A 25,454-nucleotide genomic window follows, 5' to 3' on the forward strand; every position below is an offset into this window, starting at 1 on the left:
CTTATATTTTACTGAACTCTTACAAACTTAAAATATCCCATGTTTGCCACCGTGTCTTGACCTTCAGATAGTGGACCTGTACTAATAAAATTTATAGATGCTACGGGTGTAGTGGCAGTATCTGTAGCGGCAAAGGTATTTCCACTATCTGTACCAGCATCATAAGCGGCTACGTTGCTTATTACCTCATCATACCACATACCGTCAGCAGCATCGTACAGAGCCGTTTGGGTAGCCACAAACCAATCGGGGCTGGGAGCCACCATGCTCACAGCTGTTATGGTATGGTATCCTTCTCTTACACCTATTTGCACTTTATTGCTATTACCGGGGCTATTAAAAGTATTTCCTACCGCTTTATCTACTGCTATTGAGCCGTTAAGCCACTGAGTTATTTCATTTTCTAACTTGTTAGTAGCTCCTGTTTCTGCCATTTCTTTTATACCCTCACTTGCATTTAACCCTACTGTAAATAATTGAGCTCCTGTTAAATGAGAAACAGCTACAAATGGAGAAAAATGTGCATTTGCAGGAAAATCTGTAGGGTGAGTATTGGCACTCCACGTACTAATAAACTCCACTTCATACACTACAGAAAATAAATCTGTTTTTTCTTTTTTACATGAAGTAAGCAAGACAATAAACAGTATAAAAAAAATGTTTTTTTTCATAAAGTTAAAACGTGCTTTATACAATATTGTTGTCATTGTCTGTTTTGTTATTTGGATGAAATGGAGAAACCAATTGATGTTTTATTATAGCTTTTCTGCTTAATCTGATACTAATAATTAAACCTAAAAAGGAGAAAAACATAAAAGCGGGATAGTTTTCTTGAAACAAGAAAAAATCATAAATACCATGTAATACGGTGGCAATAATTAAGCCTCTTAGTTTGTATTGCCATGCTTTATCTTTATGCATCCATGCCAAGCCAAAATAGTAGCCCATCATTACACCAAAACTGGCATGTGCCGGTACAGCCGTAAACATACGTAAAAGAGCCACATGAAAACCGCCCTGATAAACATAAATTATATTTTCTAAGGCAGCAAAACCTAAACTTACCATTACGCCATATACTATACCGTCAAAAGGTTCATTAAACTCTTTTTGCCTATAGGCATAAAATTTTAGCACAACCCACTTTACAAATTCTTCCGTTAGTGCTACTATCAAAAACGCATGAATAATAGTTGTAGGAATATGCATTCGGTTTTCGGGGAAATAGCTTCCTAAAGAAAACTCAATAATGGCGGCAGGAAAGGTGCTTAAAGCTCCCAATATAAAACTGATAAACAAGTGTTTAAGTGGCTCTCTATCATATTTGTCTTTTAAGTAAATATAACTTGCTATAAAAACAACAGGAGCAAGAGCTAATCCAAGTAAAACCATTAAAAAAATTTAAGCTAAGATAATAAGAGTTTTTTTATTCTGCTGAATATTAATATTTTAATCTTATACCAATTGTCAACACAAAATAGTCTAATCTATTTGGTGTTTTACAATGGTAAATGCCGATAGAGCAATATATTTAGTACAATAAGGTACAACCTAAATTGGACTATTATATATTCCTAATCGGTATTAGAAACTATTTCTGACATAAATTCCTTTCTATTGTGTTGTAATAACTTTTTCAAATCTGAAAATTTATTGAAATTATACTGAATTTTATGAATACAAAAAAATGATATACTTCCTATCGTCAGATGACGAACTAACAGTTGTACGTCTTTGCGAAAAAATTATGACGGAGGAGTAATTTTTGTGGCAATCTCAATCAAGTAAAAAGATTACTCTCACTATTCAAGGTGTTATCACCTTGAAGGGTGAGGTTGTAGCGAGATGCTGCGAATAGAAATTGCTTTTCCTAAAAACAATGCAGGCAGAGATATAATGATGGATGCCCCAAATGTAGTTGATGAAGCTCAGCTTGATGAGTTGGGGTTGAAATTGAAAACTAAATAGATAGTTTATAGTGCAACTGCCTTATATAGGTAAAAGTAAAAAGTTGTTACTTTTGAAATGTAAAAAGTACAACTATGAAAATTATTAAACTTACTTTCCTTTCAGTAGCACTAATGCTGGTTATTTCTTCTTGCTCAAAAGATAAAGATGATAACAATGATAATGATGGACAATTTGCAAAATATCAAGAATATGATTGTCCTGCTAATCCTCAGTTTTGTGAAGTAAATTCTACAATAATAGATGCTGATGATTTTTATGCAGAAATAACAACAGTTAATGGAGTAGAAGTGCTTCATATTTTTGTAGATGAAGTAGATATAAAAGTAGATTATAATGGTGTAGAAACTTATAATGCCTCAAATTCTAATTTAGATGTTAGATATTGCTATAATGATGGGGCTTTAAACCCTTGCTACAGAATACATTCAAATAAACCATATACTGGTGGTAATTTAGAATTGCTAAACAATGAAAATGGATATATGGAAGGCAATTTTAGATATATTATTGCTTATATTGATCCTTTATCAAATTCTACATCTTATATAGGTAGAGATTATGGTTCTTTTAAAATAAAATTGAGGTAAGTATTTAATACTTACTATTTCAAATATTCTTTCTCAAGAATAACCAATTCTGATTCTGTATGTTTTATTAATGTATTAATCTTAGCTATGTATTTCAGAAATAAATTCTTCTCTATTATCTCGCAAATTATAAAATATTTCTTGCCTATTCCCCACTACAAAATTTTTGCATTTTCATTATCCGAAACATAAGCATAAAAGGAATTTATTTTCTCTATTTCATCATTATAAAAATCTTGTTTAGTATATCCTTCTATTTCTTTTTCTAAGTTTTCTTTAAACAATAGTTTAAACTGCTCATCTACAATTAAAAAAGTAAAATACACATACTTAGGACAACGGTAAGATTTTTCACTGATAAAATCTAATAAAAATTCATTTTCTTCTAATTCACTAAAAAACTCTTCTGTGTTTTTAATTTGTTGAAATTCTTCTTCAGTTGCTTCATCAAAAAAATATGAATTTGAAACTTCGTTAAACAAAATAACCTCCGTACCATTTTTAAAAACAACTTGATAATAAACCCTTTCGTAAAATTGATTCCAGTTGTCTTCTATTCTAAAATTTAAAATCTCATTATAGCTTTCTATTTCTCTATTTCCATACTTACTTAGCATTTTTTGCTCGTTCTTGTTTCAAATATTCCGTCATTTTTTGCTTAGTGCCTGTTTTGCCTGCTGAACGTTTAAGTCGCTCTTTTATAGATAGATTTTCTATGTACGGTTCATAATTACTATTATAAGCAGATTGAGGATTAATATGAATGGTATCGCTACCGGAAAAAGAAATTTTACTGAATATTGCCGGTATAAAATCTACAAAAGATGCCATGGGCTTGCCATAATAAGCTATCTGTAAATTTTGCCCAGGGTCGGTAGCTACTGCCAGGTTTTCAAAACCCATTTCTCTTCCCATTTTATAAGAATAATACAGATTTTCTACCCCGTGTTTGGCTTCGCTTTCTGTATAAATATGGTTAGAATCTACTCCCAGTTTAATGGCATATAACCGCATTATTTTACTTTCGTAATATGGCGTATAAACCGAAGAACCCGAATAAATAATATTTTTAGTTAGCCCTTGCTTATATAAATAAACACTCCAAAGCACTCGCATTTTCATAATGGAATCCCAGCCTTCTGCTTCATTATATGGAATACCCGGCACTATTATGGCATCAAAAGGGCTATGGTTTTTGGCGTAGTTAAACTGCTTATTGGGAATTATATACACCGAAACACACGATGAAAATGCAACGAACAAAAAAATAAACAGCAATGAATATTTAAACCATTTTTTTATCATAATAGTTAAAGCAATATTTGTAAATAGTAATGGTTTAATTAGCGTTTTCGCTCATAAATTTAATACGCACTATTTGTATTTCTTCTAAGTCAATATCTTCTCCTTCAAATTCTTCTAATGCGGTACTTAAATCGTCTGTTTCACTTTCTTTAAAATAATCATATATCTCTTCTGCAAGGTCTTCGTCTAATGCTTCTTCTACGGCATAAGAAATATTTAATTTAGTGCCTGAATTAACAATAGTTTCTATTTCGTCTAATAATTCTTGGCGATTAAGGTTTAAACTTTTAGCTAAATCTTTAAGTGGCAATTTTTTATCTATTGCTTGTATTATTTTTATTTTATCGCTTGATTTATTTGCCATTGTTCGCATTACAAAATCATCGGGGCGTTCTATTTCATTTTCTTGCACGTACTTTTTTATAGCTTCAGAAAATTTTTGCCCATATCGCATGGCTTTACCTTTACTTACTCCTTGAATATTGGCAAATTCTTCTATACTTATAGGATATAAAAGTGCCATATCTTCTAAAGAAGCATCTTGAAAAATAACATAAGGCGGCAAATTATGCTCATTTGCTACTTTTTTACGCAAATCTTTCAAAATTTTAAGCAACACTTCGTCAAGTACGGCTTCTCCTCCGCTTCCGGCACTAACTACCGTTTCAGAATCGGCTTTATAATCATGATTTTTTGTAAAACTAAAAGATGTTGGGTTTTCTATAAACTCTCGCCCTTTGTCTTTTAGCATTATTACGCCATATTGTTCTATATCTTTCCATATATAACCGGCTATTAATGCCTGACGAATGATACCTTGCGTAAACTGGTCGTCTTGCCCCTTAAAAGCACCATATTGTGGTAGTTTTTCATGCCCGTACTCCATTATCTCATTAGATTTTACACCTTTAAAAAACTTCATAAGATATTGAATATCAAAGTTTTCTCTAGTATCTCTAATGCCTTCAAGTATAATTTTTAATTCTTTTTTAACCTCTATTTTCTCTTTAGGGTTTTTGCAGTTATCACAGTATCCACAGTTTTCTTCTTCGTATTGCTCGCCAAAGTAATGTAAAATAAATTTTCTTCTACAAACCGAAGATTCTATAAAAGCTAAAGTTTCATCTATCAACTGCATATTTCGTTCGCGTTCTGCTACGGGTTTATCTTTAAAAAGATGTTCTAATTTGGTAACATCTTTATAGTTGTAGTAGCATATACAGTCGCCCCCAAGTCCATCTCTTCCTGCTCTTCCTGTTTCTTGATAGTAATTTTCTAAACTTTTAGGCAAATCATAATGAATTACAAAACGAATATCCGGCTTATCTATTCCCATACCAAAGGCAATGGTGGCAACTACTACATTAATCCGCTCCATTAAAAAATCATCTTGAGTGGTTGTTCTTATTTTACCATCTAAACCAGCGTGATAAGGCTTAGCACTTATTCCGTTTACATTTAGCATTTCAGCTATTTTTTCAGTAGATTTTCTATTTATAGTATAAATAATACCGCTTTTGTTGGGTTTGTTTCTTATAAATCCTACTATATTTTTTAAGGTTGCTTCGTCATTCTTTTTAGGACGAATTTCATAATACAACTTTTCTCTATTAAAAGAGTCTATAAATATACTGGGCTCTTCTAATTTTAATGTTTTCAAAATATCGGACTGTACTTTGGGTGTAGCCGTAGCAGTAAGGGCAATAATAGGAATATTATCTCCTATTATTTCTATCATATCTCTAATATTTCTGTATTCCGGTCTAAAATCGTGTCCCCATTCCGATATACAATGTGCTTCATCTACTGCTACAAAAGAAACGGTAATGCTTTTAAAAAACTCTAAAGTTTCTTCTTTTGTAAGTGTTTCGGGAGCAATGTATAGCATTTTGGTTTTACCCGATTCTACATCACTTAATACTTGTATTTTTTCAGATTTATTTAATGAAGAATTAAAAAAATGAGCTATGGTGTCATCGCTGGCATAGCCACGTATTAAATCCACTTGGTTTTTCATTAATGCTATTAGCGGAGAAATAACTAAAGCTGTTCCTTCACTAACCAAAGCAGGTAGCTGATAGCACAACGATTTTCCACCACCGGTAGGCATTATTACTACGGTATCGTTTCCTTCTAAAAGGCTTGTTATTATTTCTTCTTGACGTCCTTTAAAACTATCAAATCCAAAATTGTTTTTTAAAGCATCTTTAAGGTTTGTTCTAAGAGTTTCTGGCATAAGTATATCTATATCTGTTTTTTTCGCTTACTTAAAGATACTACAAAATTGGGTATTTTTAGAAATTTTTAAAAAAAATAGCACTTTTAAGTTTGTACCTTTGCTTTTACAACCTTACTCAATATATGAATATTAACAATAACACTTATGTGGCTATTATGGCAGGGGGAATTGGTAGTCGGTTTTGGCCTTATAGTAGAATAGATAAACCCAAGCAATTTTTAGATGTTTTAAATACAGGACAATCTCTTTTGCAACTTACTTTTGAAAGATTTAGCAAACTATGCCCTTTAGAAAATATTTATATAGTTACTAATGAAGATTATGTAAACTTAGTAAAAGAACAACTTCCCGAAGTGAACGACAGCCAAATACTGGCAGAACCTATTAGAAGAAATACCGCTCCTTGTGTGGCTTATGTGTGTCAAAAAATACATTATTTAAACGAAAATGCTAATATAATTGTAACTCCTTCTGACCATATTATACTTAAAGAAGGAAAGTTTACTGAAATTATTGACCAAGCTTTAAATTTTGTAGAAAAAAATGAGGTTTTGCTTACTTTGGGTATTAAACCCACCAGAGCAGATACCGGCTATGGCTATATACAAAGAGAAGAAAATGAAATAGACGGTATATTTAAGGTAAAAGCATTTACCGAAAAACCGGATAAAGAATTGGCTAAGACCTTTTATAAAAGTGGCGATTTTTTATGGAACTCCGGTACTTTTATTTGGAAATCTAAAACTATAATTGAAGCATTTAAAACTTATTTGCCTGAAGTTTATGACGCTATAGATAGTTGCAAAAACGACTTTTTTACTGAAAATGAATCAAAAGCTATTTCTGTGGCTTATACGCAGTGCACCAGCATTTCTATTGACTATGGCATTATGGAAAAAGCTGATAATGTGTATGTTATACCTGCTAATTTTGGCTGGAGCGATATTGGTACATGGACCTCACTTTATGATGTTTATGAAAAAGACTACTTAAAAAATGCTGTAAAAGGAAAATTGGTACACATATATGATAGTGCCGATAATATGATAGTGGCAGATGATAAAAAGCTGGTAGTAGTAAATGGACTAAAAGATTACTGCGTTATTGATACCGATGATGTGCTTATGATATTTAAAAAAGACCGAGAGCAAGAGGTTAAAAAAATAACTAATGATTTGAAAAACAATAAGTTAGATAAGTTTTTGTAAGAAAAGTTATTGAATTACAAATCCGCTAAACTATTCATCTAAATGGATAAACGCATCCACTTTTATAGATAATTGCTGAAATGCTTCCTCTAAATTGTCGTTAATTACAAAAGTATCCATTGCTTCTTTATATTTCATCTCATAAAGGGCTTTATCTACTCTTTTTTGCAGGGTTTGTTGGTTTTCTGTGCCTCTGTTTTCTAATCTTGATTTTAAAACTTTTACACTGGGTGGAGCTATAAAAACAGCTAATGCCTTACTACCCAATTTCTTCTTTAAACTTAATGCTCCTTTTACATCTATATCAAAAATTACGGTTTTATTATCTGCCCATATTCTTTCTATCTCACTCATTAAAGTGCCGTAATACATATTTTCATACACTTCTTCCCACTCGGCAAAAGCTCCTTCTTTTATCTTTTGCTGAAACTGCTGCGGAGTGATAAAATAATAATCTTTTCCTTCTACCTCATTTTCTCTTTTATGTCTTGTACATGCCGAAACAGAAAATGCCAAATCACTTCTTTCTTGCAATAATTTTTTAACTAATGTAGTTTTGCCTGCACCGCTGGGGGCTGTAATGATTATAGCTTTTTGCATTATAAAATATTATTTACTTGTTCTTTTATTTTTTCTAATTCATCTTTCATCTGCACCACATCTTTTTGTATATCTGCATCATTAGCTTTGCTACCTATGGTGTTTATTTCTCGCCCTATTTCTTGGCTGATAAAGTTTAATTTTTTCCCTTTTGCCACAGTAGCATTAGATATTTCTTCTAAAAAATGCTTTGTATGAGCATCTAAACGAACAAACTCCTCTGTAACATCAAGTTTTTCTATATAATAAATTAATTCCTGCTCAAAGCGGTCTTCATTATAGCTTACGTCTGCTTTTAAGCTGTTTAAACTATCTTTTATTTTAGCTCTTATTTTCTCTATTCTTATAGGTGCCAATTTTTCAATATCTGCCTTTGCTACAGTTATATTTTCTATTCTTTTTTCTAAATCTTCTTTTAAAACTTTGCCCTCTTTAAGTCTAAATTTCATTACTTCTGCACAAGCACTTTTTAAAGCTTCTTTTACCACTTTTTTGTCATTATCTGTCAGTGTTTCTTGGCTTGAAGTAACCGCATTGGGCAAAGTAAGCAAGGCATTTAGCACATTTTCTTTATTGTTTATTATTCCTTTTATTTGCTCATAATAATTATTAAGTACGGCTGTATCTATTTTATAATTTTCTATTTCGGTATTATCGGCAGTAGATATATTTACATTTATTTTTCCTCTTAGCAGTATATCCGACACTATGCTTCTAAGCTCTATTTCCATTTCTTGCATTAAAGCCGGAAGTCTAAAATACATATCGGTTTGCTTACTGTTAAGGGTTTTAATTTCTATTACAAAACTTTTGTTTTTAAGCTTAAAATCACTTTTTCCAAAGCCTGTCATTGAATAAATCATGCGTTAATTAATTTTTTGTTTTTATGAAAACTTACAAAATATACTCCTAAGCAAATTAATGCCGCAGCACTTATTTTAATCCAATTTAAAGTATCTGCTTTCATTAAAATAGCAAAAAAAGTTGCCAATAATGGTTGCAAATATATATAAATACCTACTACAGAAGGATTAACTATACTTAAAGCATAAATATTAAACAAATATGCTAAGCACGTAACGGCAAATACCACAAAAAATAAAGAAAGCCAGGTGTTTGTTTCAAAAGTGTGCCATTCTATAGCTTTAAACTCCGGGAAGCTTACAAAAAACACGGGAATAAAACCAAATAGAAAAACCCATTTAACTATTTGTATGGGTTTGTATTTGTTCATTAATGGTTTTACTATAGTTAAATATATACTGTAAGATACGGCATTAATAAACACAAAAAAATTGCCTAAACTGGTAGATGAATTAAAAGAAAACTCTTTGCCTAACAATAGCAAAAATGCACCTGTAGCTCCCAACAAAATTCCAAAAGTTTTTAACCATGTAAACATTTCTTTTTTAGCCAAAATAGCAATTACTACTACCATAATAGGCGTAGTTATCATCATAAGAGAGGCGTTAACAGGCGTAGTTAAATCTAAACCTTTAAAGAAAAACAACTGGTTAATGGCTACACCAAAAATACCGCAAAAAAATAAGCGGATGAAATCTTTGGTTTCTAATTTATCTTCTTTTATAAAAATAGAAATCAACCAAAAAAACAAAACAGCACCTGCCACCCGAATAAAAATAAAACCGAATGGTTTAATATATTTTGGCATTACCCACTTAGCCACAGTATAGTTGGCAGCATAAAATACATTGGCAGTTATTATGGCTAAATGAGCAAAAATATTTTTGGGCATTTTACTTCTTTAAATAGCTTTTCAATTCATTAAGCTCCTGAGCATTTAACAGTCTTTTGGGTATTATAAGAAAATTGCTTGTAGTGAAATACAATAAAAAACTGTTTTCATCTTCTTCGGTTTCAGTAATAGTACTGAAAGCTATATCGCCTTCGCCATTTTTTCCTTTTAATTTTAAAACTTCTTTGTTTATACTAATGCTTTCCATTTGGTTTATTGTAGGGTTTAGCATGGCTCTTTTTACTATTGATTTTTTTCTGAAAAAATAAAAACCTATATAAAATAAGCCCATTACTAAAAGCAACCATTTAAGCTGTGGCAAAGTTGAAGACATACTTTTAGCCACAAAAAAAACAAGAAATAAAACTAATAGTAATACGCCAAGAATTAACAGCAACTTACTTCTTATGGGATATTTTTTTGCATAGTGCAAATTGAAAGCTTGCTCTATATCTGCGTGTGTGTAAGAAAAGTTTTTTGTAAACATTAAGCAAATATAACCATAAAAGCTATGCTGTAACTAAAGTTTTGGTGTAACGGCAAACTTTACCCCAAATTTTTGTACACCGGGTTTATCGCGTTGCGTTAATCTCCAATAAAAATCAAAACGCAACATTTGCAGTATATTTTCTATTCCAAAACCCACTTCTACATACCAATTTTCTAAAGTACTCATTTCGGCAGGTAGTTTAAATTCATTAATATTTGCTTTTTTAGCGTTGCCTATTAATCCTTTGGCGGATATTAAGCTTCTTAATTTTAGTTTGTTTATGCCCGGTATTTTGTTAAATATAGCTCCGTCAAAATGATGCTCAATCCACAAAGAAGCATATTCGTCTGCTACAAATTCAAATTCATTCATAAGCTGATAGGCTCTTCCATTAAAATAAAAACTTTGATTAGCCATAGGAATAAACATTAAAGTGTAGGGTAGTTTTCCAAATATTTTTCCGGCATTAGCATTAAGGTGTGTATATCCTATCTTGCTTGATAATCTATGGTAGTATTTTAATTCAAGTTTATGATAATTATAATCACTACCCAATATATTTTTAAGTGCTACGGTATAATCTAAATCTATTACAGGCTTTTTTGAAAACCCCGGAAATCGGTAATATTTATTTTCATAAAATGTTTGTCCAAAACCAAAATGCTGATTAATACTTATTTCTGCCACATTTATTTTTTCAACAAATTCTGTAGTGCCATCTGCATTATTTTTTTCAAAATCAAAAACTCCGGGAACGGCATAAAAAGCTTTTGGTCCCAATTTTATTTGTGTGGTATAACCTTTAACCCACTCTCTTTCGTAAGTAAGGGTAAAGTTTTCCATCATAATAATTTTTTCTAACGGGCCTCTTCTTAGCAGTGCCAAAAATATATTGTCATGGGCAAATTGTTGATCTTCATAATCTTGCCCTAAAAAGGTAAAGTCTTTTTTATAATTCAATTCTAAAACGTGCCATTTCCTATTTTCTCGTGGTAGCATCACTCTAACATTAGCAAAGGATTTAAACTGTTTATCTTTAATTCCATAAGCTAAATATCCCCAAAGTTGTAGGTTTTCATGAAAATCTTCGTTAGTTCGCAGTCCTAATTTTGGGCGTACACCTTCTACATTATTCCAACTAACAAACTGATAAAACCGACCAAACTCTACAGGCCCGGCCTTTAAAAAAGCTGTAGAACCTAAATGACCAAACCATTTAAGCGTTTTGTACATTCCCGTTCTTTCTATACTATCCGACATAGTTAAAATTCCTGCTTCTGTTTCATTTAAAGCTTGCACTCTGTTTTCTGTCCACCAGTCTCTTGTTCGGTTTTTAAGACTATCGGCTACTTCTTGCTTTTCTCCTTCAAAAATAGAATCGGGGTAGTTTTTATTTACTTCTATTTCGCCCCTTTCCATATTTTTACGCACCATTATTTGCCTACCCTTTTTTCTGCTTATAGGGTTTAAGGCTATTTGTATAAACTCAGCTTTAAGCATCCACTTGCTGGGTTCTACTTCTTCAAAAGATTGACTAACTACAAACTCGCTTACGAAATTCAAATTTGCTTTTTCCGGCACTTTAAATTCTATATATTTTATGGCGTAAGTTTTAGGGTCTATTAAAGAATAGCCTAAAAATGAAATAGATTCTTGGCTTTTAGGGTAAAAACTAAGTTGATAATAATCTTTGCCGTTTTCTGTAATGGTGTCTGTTAAATAATAGCGGTAAGTTAAAAGTCCCGTGGTAGAAAATGGACTGGTAAATGATTTTCCTCCTGCTATTATAATATTGTCATACAAATCAAAGTTTTCAAAAATATCATCAAGAATAACCATGGCACTTACGTTTTGTACACCGGTCATATATTGCCCTAAATCTTTTATTTTTTCTTTCTGTGGATTTTGATTGTAGTAATGTTCACTAAGCTTTTCCTGCAAAAGCATAGGAAGATATTTAACTTCATTTTCTGTGGTATCTATATAGTCAAATGCTACGGAAAGGGGTTTTAAAATTTTGAGTTGGGTTAGTTTGTCTTTAAAATTGTAGTAGTCAAACTCAATTTTTGTGTGCTCTTTAAAATGGTATGATGAAAAAGATTTAGGGCGATTGTTGTCTTTATTGTCAACTATTAATTGTTGCAAAGAAACAGCGGCTGTATCCTTGGGGATTTTCATTTTTTTACGCTTTACCTTTACTACCGTTTCTTCTATTTGTATGCCTGTAGGTTTTAGCTGTATGTTTAAGTTATTTTCATTATAGCCTTGTGTTTTATAGGTAAAAGTTTCGTAGCCTATAAAATTAAATACTAATGCCTTTATAGCAGTAGTTGAACTTACCGTAAAATTGCCAGCTAAATCTGTAGTAGCTCCACCTGCTCCCGGCTGAGTTTGTATGGTAACAAATGGTAGCGTTTCGCCTGTTTCTTTATCCGTTACTTTTCCAGAAAATTTAGTTTGTGAAAAAGCAAAAGTTAAGCAAAATATTAAACCAAATAAGGCGAATAGCTTCTGTTTCATATAATACTAAAAAAGGGACGACTGAAATTTATCATCCCTTTTTGATTTAATTTTTTTACCTATTAATATTTTATTATTTTTTGAGATATAGAATGTTTATCTGTTGCTATTTTTAAGAAATACATTCCTCCAGCTACACCTACACTACAGTTTTTCTTATAAACGGTATTAGCTTGAACTTCTTCATTAAAGAAAGTAGTCAATTTTTTGCCGTCTATGCTATACAAATCAATAGTTAGAGGTACATTTTTATTTGTTTCAAACTCAAAAGTAATTTCATTATTTACAAATGTTGGATAGGCTTTAAACGAGCTAAAAGCATCATCTAATGCTTGTATAGACATAGCTCCATTAAAATACGCAAATAAAGTATCTTGGTTTATAAAGGCAAATTGAGTAGAAGGACTATAATCTATCAAACTTAGATTGTTTAACTTCCAAAAATCAAATGTATTATTTGTAAATGTAGTTACATTAATATTTATCATAGAATTTGGTGCATAATAGCCTGTAAATGGTGTTGAAGTTATGATGTCATTTTCTACATAAATAGTTCCAGAGCCATTAGGAATCATCATAACCACTAAGGTGTCTAAAACACCACTACCACCAGTGCAATTAACAGGAGCAACAAAGGCATTGCTACTCGAATAAGAGCAAGAGGCATCATTTGTAAAGAAAGCATTTATTGCTACAGCACTACCATCGGCTACTAAGCCAGTTAAAGTTACCGTTTGTGGGCTACTTGTTTGATTAAACACTTGTCCATTTACATTAATAGTACCTGTAGGAGCATTTGAATATGTTAATGTTACGGTTTGGGTATATGTATTGGTTGATGTATCGCAAGCACTTTGGTTTCCTACACTTACATTACTTATAGCACACGGTACAACAGCACAAGCGGCAGGGGCTGTAAATAATGCTGTACTACTAAAATTACAGTTAGCAGCATTTGAGAAGAAGGCTGTTACATCTACAGCATTTCCATCAGCAGTTAAGTTGGTAAGCGTAACTGTTTGCGGACTTGATGTTACGGCAAATGTTTGACCGTTTACATTTAGAGTTCCCGTAGGTGCATTGTTATAAGTTATCGTTATTTGTTGAGTATAAGTATTTGTAGCCGGGTCGCAAGCAGTTTGTGCCCCCCCCGTTACTGCGGTTATAGCACATGGGCTTTGGCACGCAGGGTCTGAAGATTGTAATACATTTACTATAAAATCTCCGGGAGTTTCATCACAAATAGCTGTTTGTCCACTTGTAGTAACAATACCATATACAGTATAAGTACCATAAGGAATAGTAGGTAAGCTATTAGCAGCTAAAAGTGCATTTATATCTCCACTGTAGTTAGCTCCAACAGGAATAATTGCGGTATCTGTTGCATTAATAAACACCCAAGCATAAACTTCGCCAGAAGGTATTGTTTCTGTTCCGTCTGTTATTAAATCAACATCTGTTCCCGGACAATAATTAAATGTTTGTCCATTTAAAGTACTAACTACATCTCCCGCATCACAAGTAGGAGTAGATTGACAAGCCGGGTCGCTGGCAGTTAAAACATTTAAAGTAAAACTTGTAGCTGTTACATCGCATATTGCAGCAGTATCGTCTGATGTAAAGCCTATAACTGTATATACTCCTGCCACTAATGGAGGAATACTATTGGCGGCTAAATCGGCATTCAAATCTCCCGTGTAAGAAGTTCCCATTGTAATAGCCACAGTATCTGTAGCACTCATAAATGCAAAACCATAACCTCCGCCCGTAGGAATAACTTCATTGCCATCACTACTAAAACTTATAGAAGTATTAGGGCAGTAATCTATAGCTGTACCAGCAATTGACGGATCTATATCTCCTGCTGAACAAGAAGGTGGTGGTGTACAATTAGCCGGAGCTGTGAAAGCATTATTTTGAGTAAAAGTACATGATGTATTATTAGTAAAAAATGCTGTTACGTTTACAGCAGTTCCATTGGCTGTTAAGTTGGTAAGCGTAACTGTTTGTGGACTTGATGTTACTGCGAATGTTTGTCCATTTACATTTAAAGTTCCCGTAGGAGCATTGTTATAAGTTACCGTTATTTGTTGAGTATAAGTATTTGTAGCCGGGTCGCAAGCGGTTTGTGTGCCGGCAGAAATAGCTGTTATTATACAACTTGTAGCATTACAAGCAGCAGGAGCAGTAAATGCATTACTTTGTGTAAACGAGCATGAAGTGTTATTGGTAAAAAAGGCATTAATGCTAACTGCACTTCCATTTGCCGATAAATTAGATAAAGTAATTGTTTGCGGACTTGATGTTACGGCAAAAGTTTGACCGTTTACATTAATAGTTCCCGTAGGAGCATTTGAGTATGTAAAAGTAATATCTTGCGTATAAGTATTTGTAGTCGGATTACAAGCACTTTGAGTTCCAACAGTTATAGCATCTATGCTACAAGGAGGTGCACATGCAGGGTCTGATGATTGTAATACATTAATATAAAAATCTCCAGGTGTTTCATCACATACTAAAGTTTGCCCTCCAGAAGAAACTATACCGTAAACTAAGTAAGTACCATAAGGAATAGGTGGCTGGCTATTGGCTACTAAAAATGCATTTATATCTCCAGAGTAGTTTGGTCCTGCCATAATAATAGCTGTATCTGTTGCATTAATAAATACCCAAGCATATAGCTCTCCTGTAGGTATTACTTCTGTGCCATCTGTTATTAAATCTACACTTGTGCCGGGGCAATAATCAAAGGTTTGTCCATCTAATGTAGATAAAACATCTCCTGCATCACAAGCTGTACCACTACATGCCGGGTCGCTAGAAGCTAAAACGTTTAGTGTAAAAGCTGTTCCTGTTATATCACATATTGCAGCAGTATCGTCTGTAGTATAACCTATAACAGTATATGTACCTGCTGCCAATGGAGGAATACTATTGGCGGCTAAATCGGCATTCAAATCTCCAGTGTAAGAAGTTCCCATAGTAACAGCTAAAGTATCTGTAGCACTCATAAATGCAAAACCATAACCTCCTCCTGTAGGTATCGTTTCGTTTCCGTCACTACTAAAACTTATTGAAGTGTTAGGACAATAATCTATTGCCGTGCCTGCAATTGACGGGTCAATATCTCCTGCACTACAAGTTCCGCTACAATTTGGTGCAGTAAATAATGCTGTTTCAGTTAATGAGCAGCCACTATTGCTTGAGAAAAATGCAGTTACATCTACTGCACTTCCATTTCCACTTAAATTGGTAAGCGTTACCGTTTGCGGATTTCCACTTACCGGAAATATTTGCCCATTAACATTAATTGTTCCCGACAAAGGATTGGTATAATATAAAGTAACTGCCTGTGTATAATTATTAGAAGCATCGCAGGCAGACTGAGTGCCAGCCACAATACTATCTATTGAACACACAGCCCCACATGCCGGGGGTGCTTGAAAAACATTATTTTCTGTATAAGTACAAGAAGTTTGGTCGCTAAAATAGGCTGTAACATTTACCCAGTTTCCGTCTGCATTTAAAGCTGTTAATGTAACCGATTGAGGGCTTGAAGTTATAGCAAAAGATTGACCGTTTACTACTAAGTTTCCAGTAGAAGGTGCATTACTATAAGTAACTATAACGGATTGAGTATATGTGTTTGATCCAGAAAAACATCCCGATTGGCTTAATGGTTGAATATCTGTAATATCACAAGGAGGAGTTAAAGAAGCAGAGTCAACATTGCTATAACTATTGCAGTTATCATTAGTAGCTTTTACTCTAAAATAGTACATAGTAGCAGGTTGCCCTCCCGATACTGAAATAGAAGTACCATTCGCTCCTGTAGCTAAGCCTCCATAAGCTCTAAAGCCTGCTGTAGCAGATGTAGTTGAAATTTCAAGTATAAAACCTGTTTCATTATTAGAGTTATCTGTCCAAGCAATATCAAAATTAGACCCATTAACGGTTGCTGTTAAGTTTGAAGGATCTACCACATTAGCAGGAGTACAAGAATAATCATAAGAATTGCTTGGACTTTGTCTTGCTGTTAAACCTTGTTGTATTCTTGCTATTTGTTGAGGAGTTAAATTAAAAGGATCCATACATTGCTCTGGAAAATATGACATAGCATTTTCAATATCTGGAGCATAAGTGTCGCCATTAGCATCTGTAGCAGTACCAGAATATGTACAATTGAAAAAATTAACATTCGTTCCATCAAAACCCGGGTCTGCCGGAGTATCACATATTAAATCTCCTGTAGAAGAGCAGTTAGTTCCATTTACTAATTCTGTAGTTGGGTTTCCATTCGGGTCTGTAAAAGTATGTAGTAAACTAAAATGGTGTCCCATTTCGTGTACTATAGAAAGACCACTGGCTACAGCATCGTTTCGTAAAACTATTCTTAAACTTTGAGAAGACGAAGAAGGCGGATAAGCATATCCTGCGGTTACTCCTCCACTACTTGGGTTATAATTTATGGCATCAACAAAATACATATTTATAGCATTAGGATTTTCTCCTGCTGTTGCTGCTAAAGCATTTTCTTCTGAATCTTGAAAATCATAATAATTTGAATTATCTACATAATTTGGTGAATTACCACAAAAGAAAAATTCAATGCCTGCTTCATAGTAATAATCGTTTAAGTAAGATAATCCTAAATTCATATCTTGACTACTAATACCGCCACTACCATTTGTTTGCCTTACCACATGGGCTTGTATAGGCACACAAGTCATACCTCCATTTTTGGGTATAGCTAAATTGGCAATATGGTTTACAATATAATCTACATCGGCTTGAGTAGGCTGATATCCACAACGGTGTATTTGAGCATTTGCAAACACAAACAATCCCATAATACTTAGTAGTGTATAAATCTTTTTCATAAATTAAGTTTTAAATAGTCTGCTAAAATAGTAAAAATAACATATAATCTAAGTGATTTTTATTCTTTTATTGGCAATATATACTCCTATCACTATTAAAGTAATACCTAAAAAGTGTTTTACGCCTAATATTTCGCCATCAAAATAACCCCAAAGCATAGCTACTATAGGTATAAAGTAGGTAACAGAAGTAGCATAAACGGCATCGGTTTTTTGTATTAGTTTATTAAATAAAATTAAGGCTAAAGCTGTTCCTACTGCTCCTAAAATAAAAACATAAAATAGTGATTTATGGGTGCTACTCTCGTACCAAACCGTATTAAAAGTGTGGCTTTTGTATAGAATTATTAAAGCAAATGGAAACAAAAAGAAGAAACTTAAAGCGGTAAGCCCTATAGCTTTTATATTTTTAAGTTTAGCACTCAATATATTACTACTCAAACCATAGCATACTGTAGCTAAAATGGCTATTAAAGCATATTTATTAAGCTTTTGTATTGATTGCCAGCCATTTGTAAAATTAATAGCCAACACTGCCGCCCCCAAAAAAGCTATAAAAATTCCTAACACTTTAAGCTTTGTAACTTTTTTTTGAAAAAACATCCATCCAAAAAGCATAGTAAATAATGGCGTTAAAGAATTTATAATGCCCGCCATGCTACTATCTATTTTTGTAATGGCTAAAGGGTATAAATAAGTAGGTAAGCCACTTCCTAAAAAAGCAACTAAAATTAAGAAAGGAAAAATATTTTTGTTCAAACTTTTAAAGGCTTTGGGTAAAAAAGGCAATAAAACTAAAGTGGCAGAGCAGATACGCAACATGCCTACCTCTATGGCACTAAAGCTTACCAAGCCTTTTTTCATTAATATGTATGAAGAACCCCAAATTAATGATAGCAAAAAGAGTATAATGAAGTTGAAATATTTATTATCTGCTTTCATCAAATTGAAGCAAGTCCCAAATTTTATCTTTCAGTTCATCTATGTGATAGTTGGTAACAGACGAAATAAAAACAATAGCTATATCTTCTTTTACCTCTTTTTTAAATTCTTTAAGAAGCATAGCTTGTAGTTCTTCATCTATTAAATCGGCTTTAGTAATGGCAAGTAGCCTGTCTTTATGCAAAAGCTCCGGATTGTAATTTTTAAGTTCTTTTTTTAATATTTTGTATTGCTGAGCTATATTTTCTGCTTCTGCCGACACCATAAAAAGCAAGCACGCATTGCGTTCTATATGGCGTAAAAATCTAATACCCAAACCTCTGCCTTCAGCAGCACCTTCTATTATGCCGGGTATGTCTGCCATTACAAAACTTTTATCATCTCGGTAAGATACAATGCCTAAATTGGGTCTAAGCGTAGTAAAAGCGTAGTTGGCTATTTCGGGCTTGGCAGCAGAAACACTTGCCAGTAAAGTAGATTTTCCTGCATTAGGAAATCCTACTAAACCCACGTCCGCCAGTATTTTTAGCTCTAATGCCACCCAAGCTTCTATACCCGGCAAGCCCGACTGAGCATAAGTGGGAGCTTGATTAGTAGCTGTTTTAAAATTCCAGTTGCCCAATCCGCCTTTTCCACCTTTAAAAAGTATCACTTCTTGGTTGTGTTCTGTAACTTCGGCAAGCAATTCGTCCGTTTCGGCATCTCTGGCTATAGTTCCTAAAGGAACATCTACCACTATATCTTCGCCATCGGCTCCTGTAGAACGTGCTTTAGAGCCATTGGTGCCATTGCCTGCAAAAATATGTTTTCGGTATCTTAAATGGAGTAATGTCCACAAATTTCGGTTGCCTTTGAGTATAATGTGCCCTCCTCTGCCACCATCGCCACCATCGGGACCACCTTTTGCCACAAATTTTTCTCTTCTAAAATGCGATGCTCCTGCACCGCCATTTCCCGAACGAAATAAAATTTTTACATAATCAATAAAACTTTGTTCTGCCATTTTATAAGCTATAATATATTTTTATTTAAGCTAAAACGTCAATAACCGCACAAAGTCTATCAAAAATATTTTCTATAGAGCCTATTCCGTTAACTGCTTCATATTTGTTTTGTTTTCTGTAGTAGTCTGCTACAGGTAGTGTTTTTTCATTATAAACTTCTATTCTATTTTTAATAATAGATACGTTTTGGTCGTCTGCTCTGCCACTATCTTTACCTCTGTTTAATAGCCTTTTTACCAGCTCTTCTTCTTCCACTTCTAAAGCTATCATTTTGCTGATAGGAATATTTTTTTCGTTTAAAAATTTATCTAAAGCTTCTGCTTGAATTGCAGTGCGTGGAAATCCGTCAAAAATAAAACCGTTTACTTCCGGGTGTTTTTCTATTTTATCGTTCATCATTCCTATGGTAACTTCATCGGGTACTAAATCGCCTTTTTCTATATACGCTTTAGCTTTTTTACCTAAAGGAGTTTCGTTTTTCATGTGGGCTCTAAATAAATCGCCAGTAGAAATATGCAATAAGTTATATTTTTCTTCTAATTTTTCTGATTGTGTTCCTTTTCCACTTCCCGGAGGGCCAAATAATACTAAGTTTATCATTATTTATATAAGTTGCTTTAAATAAAAGCACAAAAATAGTGATTTTACGAGGGAATTTTATACTTTGGCAGTCTTTTGATAAAAACTAAATTGAATTTGTAATGAAAAAAGTAAAAGTAATAGACTTATTTGGTGTAAAATATGACCAAATGGAAGAAAAAGTAAATGATGTTTTAGACGAAATACAAGGCAGTGGTGGCAAAGTACACGATGTTAAAATATTGGGTAGCAAACTTAGCCAATGTGCTGTGTTTGTCTATTACGAAGAGTAGTTTTTATTAAGCGGTATTCATATTGTAGCCAAGCTAATAGCTAAACTTATAAATAATGCCTTCACTGCCTAAAAAGGCTGTGTTATTATTTAAGTACGCACTATAAAAATCTACGTTATCAAAATTGTGTTTTAGCTGTATTAAGTTTTTATCTGTTAAAAGCATTTTATAAAGTGTGCCGTCATGACCACAAATAATGGCAGTGTTGTTTTTAAGGGCAACATCTTCAAACTTGTTTTTAAAACTCATAGTACTGCCTTTTTTAGTTATTTTATTCCATGTTTCACCCTTGTTAGCAGAGTACATTACTAAACCATTGTAAGACACACACAAACCTTTATCTCCTTCAAAATCAATAGCTTTATAGTAGGCGTTAGGTATTTCTTTGGGTTGATATGTAGTAGCATTATCGTAGGTTTTAAAAATGTTCCCATAGCCACAAAATATGGCTTCGTTTTCATTAAAAGCATAAACATCTTCCATGGCTATTAATTCATCATAACCGGAATGCTCGCCAGTTTGGGTATTAAACCAACCTTTGCCTCCTATAAAATATTTGAATCCCATAGAAAATAAAACTCTATCGGGTGTAGTATAGGTAATAGCTGTAAGAGGCAAATAATCTGGTCCTATTTCGCTATATTTCCAGTAGTTGCCACCATCTACAGTTTGCCACAGCCAGCCCGAAAAACCGCCTGCGGTTATGGTGTCTTCAGATGTAAAATCTAAACCAAAAACTATGTTTGGCGATTCTAAAATTTCCATCCAAGTATTGCCAGCGTCTGTTGTTTTGTATATAAACCCATTTGTCCAAAGGCTGCCGCCACAGGCAAAACCAACTTGTTCGTTTAAAAATTTAATTTGATATATTTTACCTTCTTCATGAAGGTCTATGGCTGTTAAATTGATATTTTCACTTTCTTTTTTGCAAGAAAACAACAACAATAGCATTATTGCAAAATATGTAATTTTAAACCACTTCATCTATACTTTCTAATATTAGTGAACACGCTTTTTCTATTTGTTCTTTAGTAATAATAAGCGGTGGAGCTATACGCATACTTTGGCTGTTAAACAGAAACCAATCGGTAAGTAAACCATTTTTTATACAGCGGTCTATTATTTTTTTATTGGTTTCAAAACTATTAAATTTTAAAGACATCATTAAGCCTGCACGCTGTATTTTTTCAATTTTAGGGTGCTTTAAAAGTTGCTCAAACAACTGCCCTTTTTCTTCTACTCTTGCAATAATGTTTTCTTCTAAAAGAATTTCTAATGAAGCCAAAGCAGCAGCACAACTAACAGGATGCCCACCAAAAGTGGTAATGTGTCCTAAAAACGGATTATCTTGAAAAACTTCCATTTTGTTTCTATTGCTAACAAAAGCACCTAAAGGCATTCCGCCACCAAAAGCTTTAGCTAACAAAAGAATATCTGGTACAATTTCTTCGGTTTGATGTCTGAATAATGCTCCCGTGCGTCCTAAACCTGTTTGTATTTCATCAACAATTAATAATGCTCCTTTTGCTTTGCATTTTTTTTCTAAGGCTTTTAAATATCCTTTTGGAGGAACGGTAATGCCCGATTCTGCTTGTACGGGTTCTATAATTACGGCTGCTGTTTGCTCAGAAATTCTTTCTATATCATCAAAATTTCCATATTCAAGCATGGTACAATTTGGAATTAATGGACGGTAATTACTTTTAAAATATTCATCGCCCAGCACACTTAATGCTCCCATGGTGCTTCCGTGGTAACTGTGCTTAAAGTACATTATCTCACTTCTACCGGTATATCTTTTGGCTAATTTTAATGCTCCTTCGGTGGCTTCGGCTCCGGAGTTGGTAAAATAAACACTATTTAAACTTTTGTCAAGTACAGAAGTAAGTAATTGAGCAAGTTTAACTTGTGGTTGTTCCACAAATTCGCCATAAACCATTAAATGCATATATTTTTCGGCTTGCTGTTTTACGGCTTGCACTATTTTGGGGTGGCTGTGTCCTAAACTACTAACCGATATGCCCGAAATTAAATCAATTAATTTCCCTTTGTTTTGGGTAAAAATATATACGCCTTCTGCATGAGTGGGTTCTATGGCAAGAGGTGCATCGCTGGTTTGGGCTACGTTATTTAAAAAAAGCTGTCGTAAATTCAAAAGTCCGTATTTAGCTTAATTGTACAAATGTAACTGTTTTATTGTGTTGAATAAAACTATCTTTGTGGCAAGATTGAGATTTGAATGGTATTTTTTAAACCCTCTATTTTTTATTACGACCATAAAACTGCTTTAAAATTAGCTTATTACAATTGCGTTAAGCATTTTTCTATTCCCAGATTTTTGTTTACCATAGTTTTTTTGGTGGTTCATTTTGCTTTGGTGTTGTTTTTGGCGTTTGGTAGATTAATAGATGAGATTTTTTTAAGTGGCTATAAAGATGTAATTATTAAAGAGCCCGTTTTTATTATCAGCAACCCAAGATGTGGCACTACTTTTTTGCATCGTTTGCTTAGCTTAGATAAAGACCATTACACTTACACTTTATTGTATCACACGCTTTTCCCTTGTGCTTTTTATATTATTATTATCAGAGCTATTGCCAAATTAGACAGCAAATTAGGTGGCTTTTTAAAAAAGTTGATTGATTTAGCAGATAAACTATTTTTTGGCGGGTGGAAAGACATACACCCAATGGGATTATATCAACCAGAGGAAGATGAAGGCATATTTACTATAGCTGTTTATACGCCAGCGCTGGTTTTGCTATCTCCGTGGGCTTATAAATTAGATTATTTAAAATATTTAGACCTTGCTAAACCCAAAACCAAGCAAAGAATTAAAGAATATTATATCAGTAGCTTGCAGCGTATTGTATATGCCACTAATCCTAATGCTACTTTGCTAATGAAAAATGTTTATTCTACAGGTAGGCTTAATTTTATTTTAGAATGTTTCCCCGATGCCAAGATTATTTATCCTCTACGCCATCCTTACAAAGCTGTTCCTTCAGTTATCAGTATGTTTACCGGGCCATGGAATTTGCACAGCAGAGATATTAAAGATGATAGTGAAGAAGCAAGAGGTTTTGGGCAAATTATGATAGATTATTACAATTATATTTACCAACAAAAAGAAGTAATAGATAAGCATAATTTGTTGATGTTGGAATACAATCAAATTGTTTCTCATCCGCAGGAAACAGCATATAAAATATATGATTATTTTGGCTTTAAAATGAGTGAAGCATATAAAAAGGCACTTAAAAACTATACAACAAAGAGCAAGTCATATAAATCTAAACACAATTATTCTTTAGCTCAATATGGATATACTAAAGAGTATATTTATAGCCAGCTACATGAACTTATGGATGAATTTGAGCTGAGTAAGGATATAGATAATGTGTAAATGACTAATAAAATATAATAAATTCCTTAGTATTCGCTTATAATACTATGAAAAGCCACACTAATCTTAGCAGAATGAGGTATTTTTTTGTTAATATCGGATAAAAGTTTTTTAATCCAAAACGATATTAGTATCTTTGGGGGGTGGAATGGAGATTTGATATAAAAGAATTAGAAAATTTAGAAAGCACCTATCAAAGAATATTTGATAAAAAAGCAAAGCTTGATGCCAAAAGACCTTTGCCTTATGGTATATTGCATAGACTAAAAGAAGATTTAGCTTTAGAATGGACATACAATTCTAACAGCATAGAAGGTAATACGCTTACCCTGCAAGAAACCAAAATAGTAATAGAAGAGGGAATGACCGTAAAAGGCAAAAGCCTTAGAGAGCATTTTGAAACAACTAACCACCATGAAGCTATTGAGTTTTTACAAACCTTGGTTGGCAATAATTATACATTAAATGAAAAAGATATTTTAGATGTACACCATATTGTTATGACTAAAATAGAAAAAGAGTTTGCCGGCAGATATAGAAATGGAGGCGTGCGTATTGTTGGGGCTAATTTTGTGCCACCTAATGCTCTAAAAGTTGATGGTTTAATGAATAATTTAGTTACTTGGGTAAATAAAAACAGCTTACAATTAAACCCTCTGGCATTGGCTACTGTTTTTCATCATCGGTTTGCTATGATACATCCTTTTTTTGATGGCAATGGAAGAACAATAAGATTAACCATGAATTTGTTGCTTATGAAAGCCGGTTTTCCGCCAGCCATTATTTTAAAAAATGATAGAAAGAAATACTACGCTGCTTTAAACCAAGCTAATAATGGTAATTATCAAAAATTATTATTGTTAATAGCTCAAGCAGCAGAGCGTACTATAGATATTTATTTGTCAGCTTTGCCTTCTACAGATTTAGATGATGACTACCAAAGCATAAGCACTATAGTTAGCGAGCCGGATGTGCCTTATGGGCAAGAGTATGTTAGCTTGCTGGCCCGCCAAGGCAAAATAGATGCTTATAAAGAAGGCAGAAATTGGGTAACTACCAAAAATGCTATTAAATACTATATTGAAAACAGAGAAAGAGAAAGGAAATTGGAGTAAAATACTCGTGCCACGACTTGAAGTCGTGGCACGAATGTAAAAATTTAAGAAATAAAAGTTCATTTATTTAGTTCCAGTAAAGTCACTTGCTTGACCAAAACAATAATTATTAGCATATTCAAAATTTAATTTACAACCACCTAAGTCAATAGAAATTGTATTTCCATTTAGGCTTCCATTCATAGTACATATTTCACTTGAGTTTGGTTTGTATTCTGCCACAAATGAGTTTTGTGAAACTAGCCCTCTATAATTACCTAAAAATTTTGATGAAGATAGTACTATAGAATCTTCTGCACCAGAAATTGCAGCTACAGACATAGTAAAACTTACGTTATGTTGTTCAGTGCCACAATCTAAAAAATATGTCATATTGTATGTCCCCACAAAATCATCTCTGTCAGATGTGTCATCATCTTCATTTTTGTCGCATGAAGAAATTAATGCTAATAAAGCAAATAGTAAAATTGTTATTCTTTTCATATTAATTTGTTTTAATTCAACAAAGCTAAAAAAAACACATATTATCATAATTAATTCTGTTTAATTGTTCCGAACT

At 33.1% G+C, this 25,454-nt stretch carries 22 protein-coding genes; 5 read left to right on the top strand and 17 right to left on the bottom strand.

Going from position 1 to position 25,454, the window contains the following annotated elements; all coding sequences use genetic code 11:
* Window positions 1-8: 8 nt before the first annotated feature.
* Window positions 9-671 (bottom strand): spondin domain-containing protein, encoded by a 663-nt coding sequence (locus H6578_05705; protein MCB9226647.1) that lies wholly within the window; start codon window positions 669-671, stop codon window positions 9-11.
* 16 nt (window positions 672-687) lie between these two features.
* The gene (locus tag H6578_05710; GenBank protein ID MCB9226648.1) at window positions 688-1,392 is read right to left on the bottom strand and encodes a PrsW family intramembrane metalloprotease; all 705 of its coding nucleotides are present in this window, start codon (window positions 1,390-1,392) and stop codon (window positions 688-690) included.
* A gap of 650 nt (window positions 1,393-2,042) precedes the next feature.
* On the opposite strand from H6578_05710, the gene H6578_05715 reads away from it, so the two are divergent.
* Window positions 2,043-2,558, top strand: a complete 516-nt coding sequence (locus H6578_05715; GenBank protein ID MCB9226649.1) for a hypothetical protein — start codon at window positions 2,043-2,045, stop codon at window positions 2,556-2,558.
* Between the two features lie 155 nt (window positions 2,559-2,713).
* Here the strand turns inward: H6578_05715 and H6578_05720 are convergent, their stop codons facing one another.
* From H6578_05720 to recQ, 3 genes are read right to left on the bottom strand one after another with little or no spacing between them, the layout of a single operon-like run.
* Window positions 2,714-3,175 (bottom strand): hypothetical protein, encoded by a 462-nt coding sequence (locus H6578_05720; GenBank protein ID MCB9226650.1) that lies wholly within the window; start codon window positions 3,173-3,175, stop codon window positions 2,714-2,716.
* Complete coding sequence (locus H6578_05725; protein ID MCB9226651.1) at window positions 3,165-3,863, bottom strand: YdcF family protein; 699 nt, start codon at window positions 3,861-3,863, stop codon at window positions 3,165-3,167. Before H6578_05725 ends, H6578_05720 begins: the two co-directional genes overlap by 11 nt.
* A gap of 34 nt (window positions 3,864-3,897) precedes the next feature.
* A complete protein-coding gene (recQ, locus tag H6578_05730) occupies window positions 3,898-6,099 on the bottom strand; it encodes a DNA helicase RecQ (GenBank protein ID MCB9226652.1) in 2,202 nt (733 codons plus the stop codon).
* A 131-nt stretch (window positions 6,100-6,230) separates the two neighbouring features.
* Here recQ and H6578_05735 point away from each other — a divergent pair, with 131 nt between their 5' ends.
* Window positions 6,231-7,310, top strand: coding sequence for a mannose-1-phosphate guanylyltransferase (locus H6578_05735; protein MCB9226653.1), 1,080 nt, complete (start codon window positions 6,231-6,233; stop codon window positions 7,308-7,310).
* Between the two features lie 30 nt (window positions 7,311-7,340).
* On the opposite strand, the gene gmk is transcribed toward H6578_05735, so the two are convergent.
* The 9 genes from gmk to H6578_05780 form a co-directional block, all read right to left on the bottom strand.
* Entirely contained in the window at window positions 7,341-7,910 is a 570-nt protein-coding gene (gene gmk, locus H6578_05740; protein MCB9226654.1) for a guanylate kinase, read from the bottom strand.
* Window positions 7,910-8,773 carry a YicC family protein gene (locus H6578_05745; protein MCB9226655.1) on the bottom strand — a complete coding sequence of 288 codons (864 nt, stop codon included), beginning with the start codon at window positions 8,771-8,773 and terminating at the stop codon, window positions 7,910-7,912. The genes gmk and H6578_05745 overlap by 1 nt, the downstream gene beginning before the upstream one ends.
* The gene (locus H6578_05750; GenBank protein ID MCB9226656.1) at window positions 8,770-9,666 is read right to left on the bottom strand and encodes a DMT family transporter; all 897 of its coding nucleotides are present in this window, start codon (window positions 9,664-9,666) and stop codon (window positions 8,770-8,772) included. Before H6578_05750 ends, H6578_05745 begins: the two co-directional genes overlap by 4 nt.
* A 1-nt stretch (window position 9,667) precedes the next feature.
* Window positions 9,668-10,153: a YcxB family protein gene (locus H6578_05755; GenBank protein MCB9226657.1), complete on the bottom strand. Its 486-nt coding sequence runs from the start codon at window positions 10,151-10,153 to the stop codon at window positions 9,668-9,670.
* Between the two features lie 33 nt (window positions 10,154-10,186).
* Complete coding sequence (locus H6578_05760) at window positions 10,187-12,676, bottom strand: carboxypeptidase-like regulatory domain-containing protein (GenBank protein ID MCB9226658.1); 2,490 nt, start codon at window positions 12,674-12,676, stop codon at window positions 10,187-10,189.
* A 62-nt stretch (window positions 12,677-12,738) separates the two neighbouring features.
* Window positions 12,739-17,556 (bottom strand): T9SS type A sorting domain-containing protein, encoded by a 4,818-nt coding sequence (locus tag H6578_05765; protein MCB9226659.1) that lies wholly within the window; start codon window positions 17,554-17,556, stop codon window positions 12,739-12,741.
* Window positions 17,557-17,604: 48 nt separating this feature from the next.
* Window positions 17,605-18,498 carry a DMT family transporter gene (locus H6578_05770; GenBank protein MCB9226660.1) on the bottom strand — a complete coding sequence of 298 codons (894 nt, stop codon included), beginning with the start codon at window positions 18,496-18,498 and terminating at the stop codon, window positions 17,605-17,607.
* The gene (gene obgE / locus H6578_05775; GenBank protein MCB9226661.1) at window positions 18,485-19,501 is read right to left on the bottom strand and encodes a GTPase ObgE; all 1,017 of its coding nucleotides are present in this window, start codon (window positions 19,499-19,501) and stop codon (window positions 18,485-18,487) included. Before obgE ends, H6578_05770 begins: the two co-directional genes overlap by 14 nt.
* A gap of 25 nt (window positions 19,502-19,526) precedes the next feature.
* Window positions 19,527-20,102, bottom strand: a complete 576-nt coding sequence (locus tag H6578_05780) for an adenylate kinase (protein ID MCB9226662.1) — start codon at window positions 20,100-20,102, stop codon at window positions 19,527-19,529.
* A 101-nt stretch (window positions 20,103-20,203) separates the two neighbouring features.
* On the opposite strand from H6578_05780, the gene H6578_05785 reads away from it, so the two are divergent.
* Complete coding sequence (locus H6578_05785; GenBank protein MCB9226663.1) at window positions 20,204-20,374, top strand: hypothetical protein; 171 nt, start codon at window positions 20,204-20,206, stop codon at window positions 20,372-20,374.
* A 33-nt stretch (window positions 20,375-20,407) separates the two neighbouring features.
* Here the strand turns inward: H6578_05785 and H6578_05790 are convergent, their stop codons facing one another.
* Window positions 20,408-21,358, bottom strand: coding sequence for a hypothetical protein (locus tag H6578_05790; protein MCB9226664.1), 951 nt, complete (start codon window positions 21,356-21,358; stop codon window positions 20,408-20,410).
* Window positions 21,345-22,529, bottom strand: coding sequence for an aspartate aminotransferase family protein (locus H6578_05795; GenBank protein MCB9226665.1), 1,185 nt, complete (start codon window positions 22,527-22,529; stop codon window positions 21,345-21,347). The genes H6578_05790 and H6578_05795 overlap by 14 nt, the downstream gene beginning before the upstream one ends.
* Before the next feature lie 84 nt (window positions 22,530-22,613).
* Between H6578_05795 and H6578_05800 the strand changes: the two genes are divergently transcribed.
* Both H6578_05800 and H6578_05805 read left to right on the top strand, forming a co-directional pair.
* Window positions 22,614-23,780: a sulfotransferase gene (locus H6578_05800; GenBank protein MCB9226666.1), complete on the top strand. Its 1,167-nt coding sequence runs from the start codon at window positions 22,614-22,616 to the stop codon at window positions 23,778-23,780.
* Between the two features lie 143 nt (window positions 23,781-23,923).
* Window positions 23,924-24,895: a Fic family protein gene (locus H6578_05805; GenBank protein ID MCB9226667.1), complete on the top strand. Its 972-nt coding sequence runs from the start codon at window positions 23,924-23,926 to the stop codon at window positions 24,893-24,895.
* A 63-nt stretch (window positions 24,896-24,958) separates the two neighbouring features.
* On the opposite strand, the gene H6578_05810 is transcribed toward H6578_05805, so the two are convergent.
* Complete coding sequence (locus H6578_05810; protein MCB9226668.1) at window positions 24,959-25,378, bottom strand: hypothetical protein; 420 nt, start codon at window positions 25,376-25,378, stop codon at window positions 24,959-24,961.
* Between the last annotated feature and the right edge of the window lie 76 nt (window positions 25,379-25,454).

It is taken from the genome of Chitinophagales bacterium (assembly GCA_020635995.1).
Classification (GTDB): domain Bacteria; phylum Bacteroidota; class Bacteroidia; order Chitinophagales; family UBA8649; genus JAFMKE01.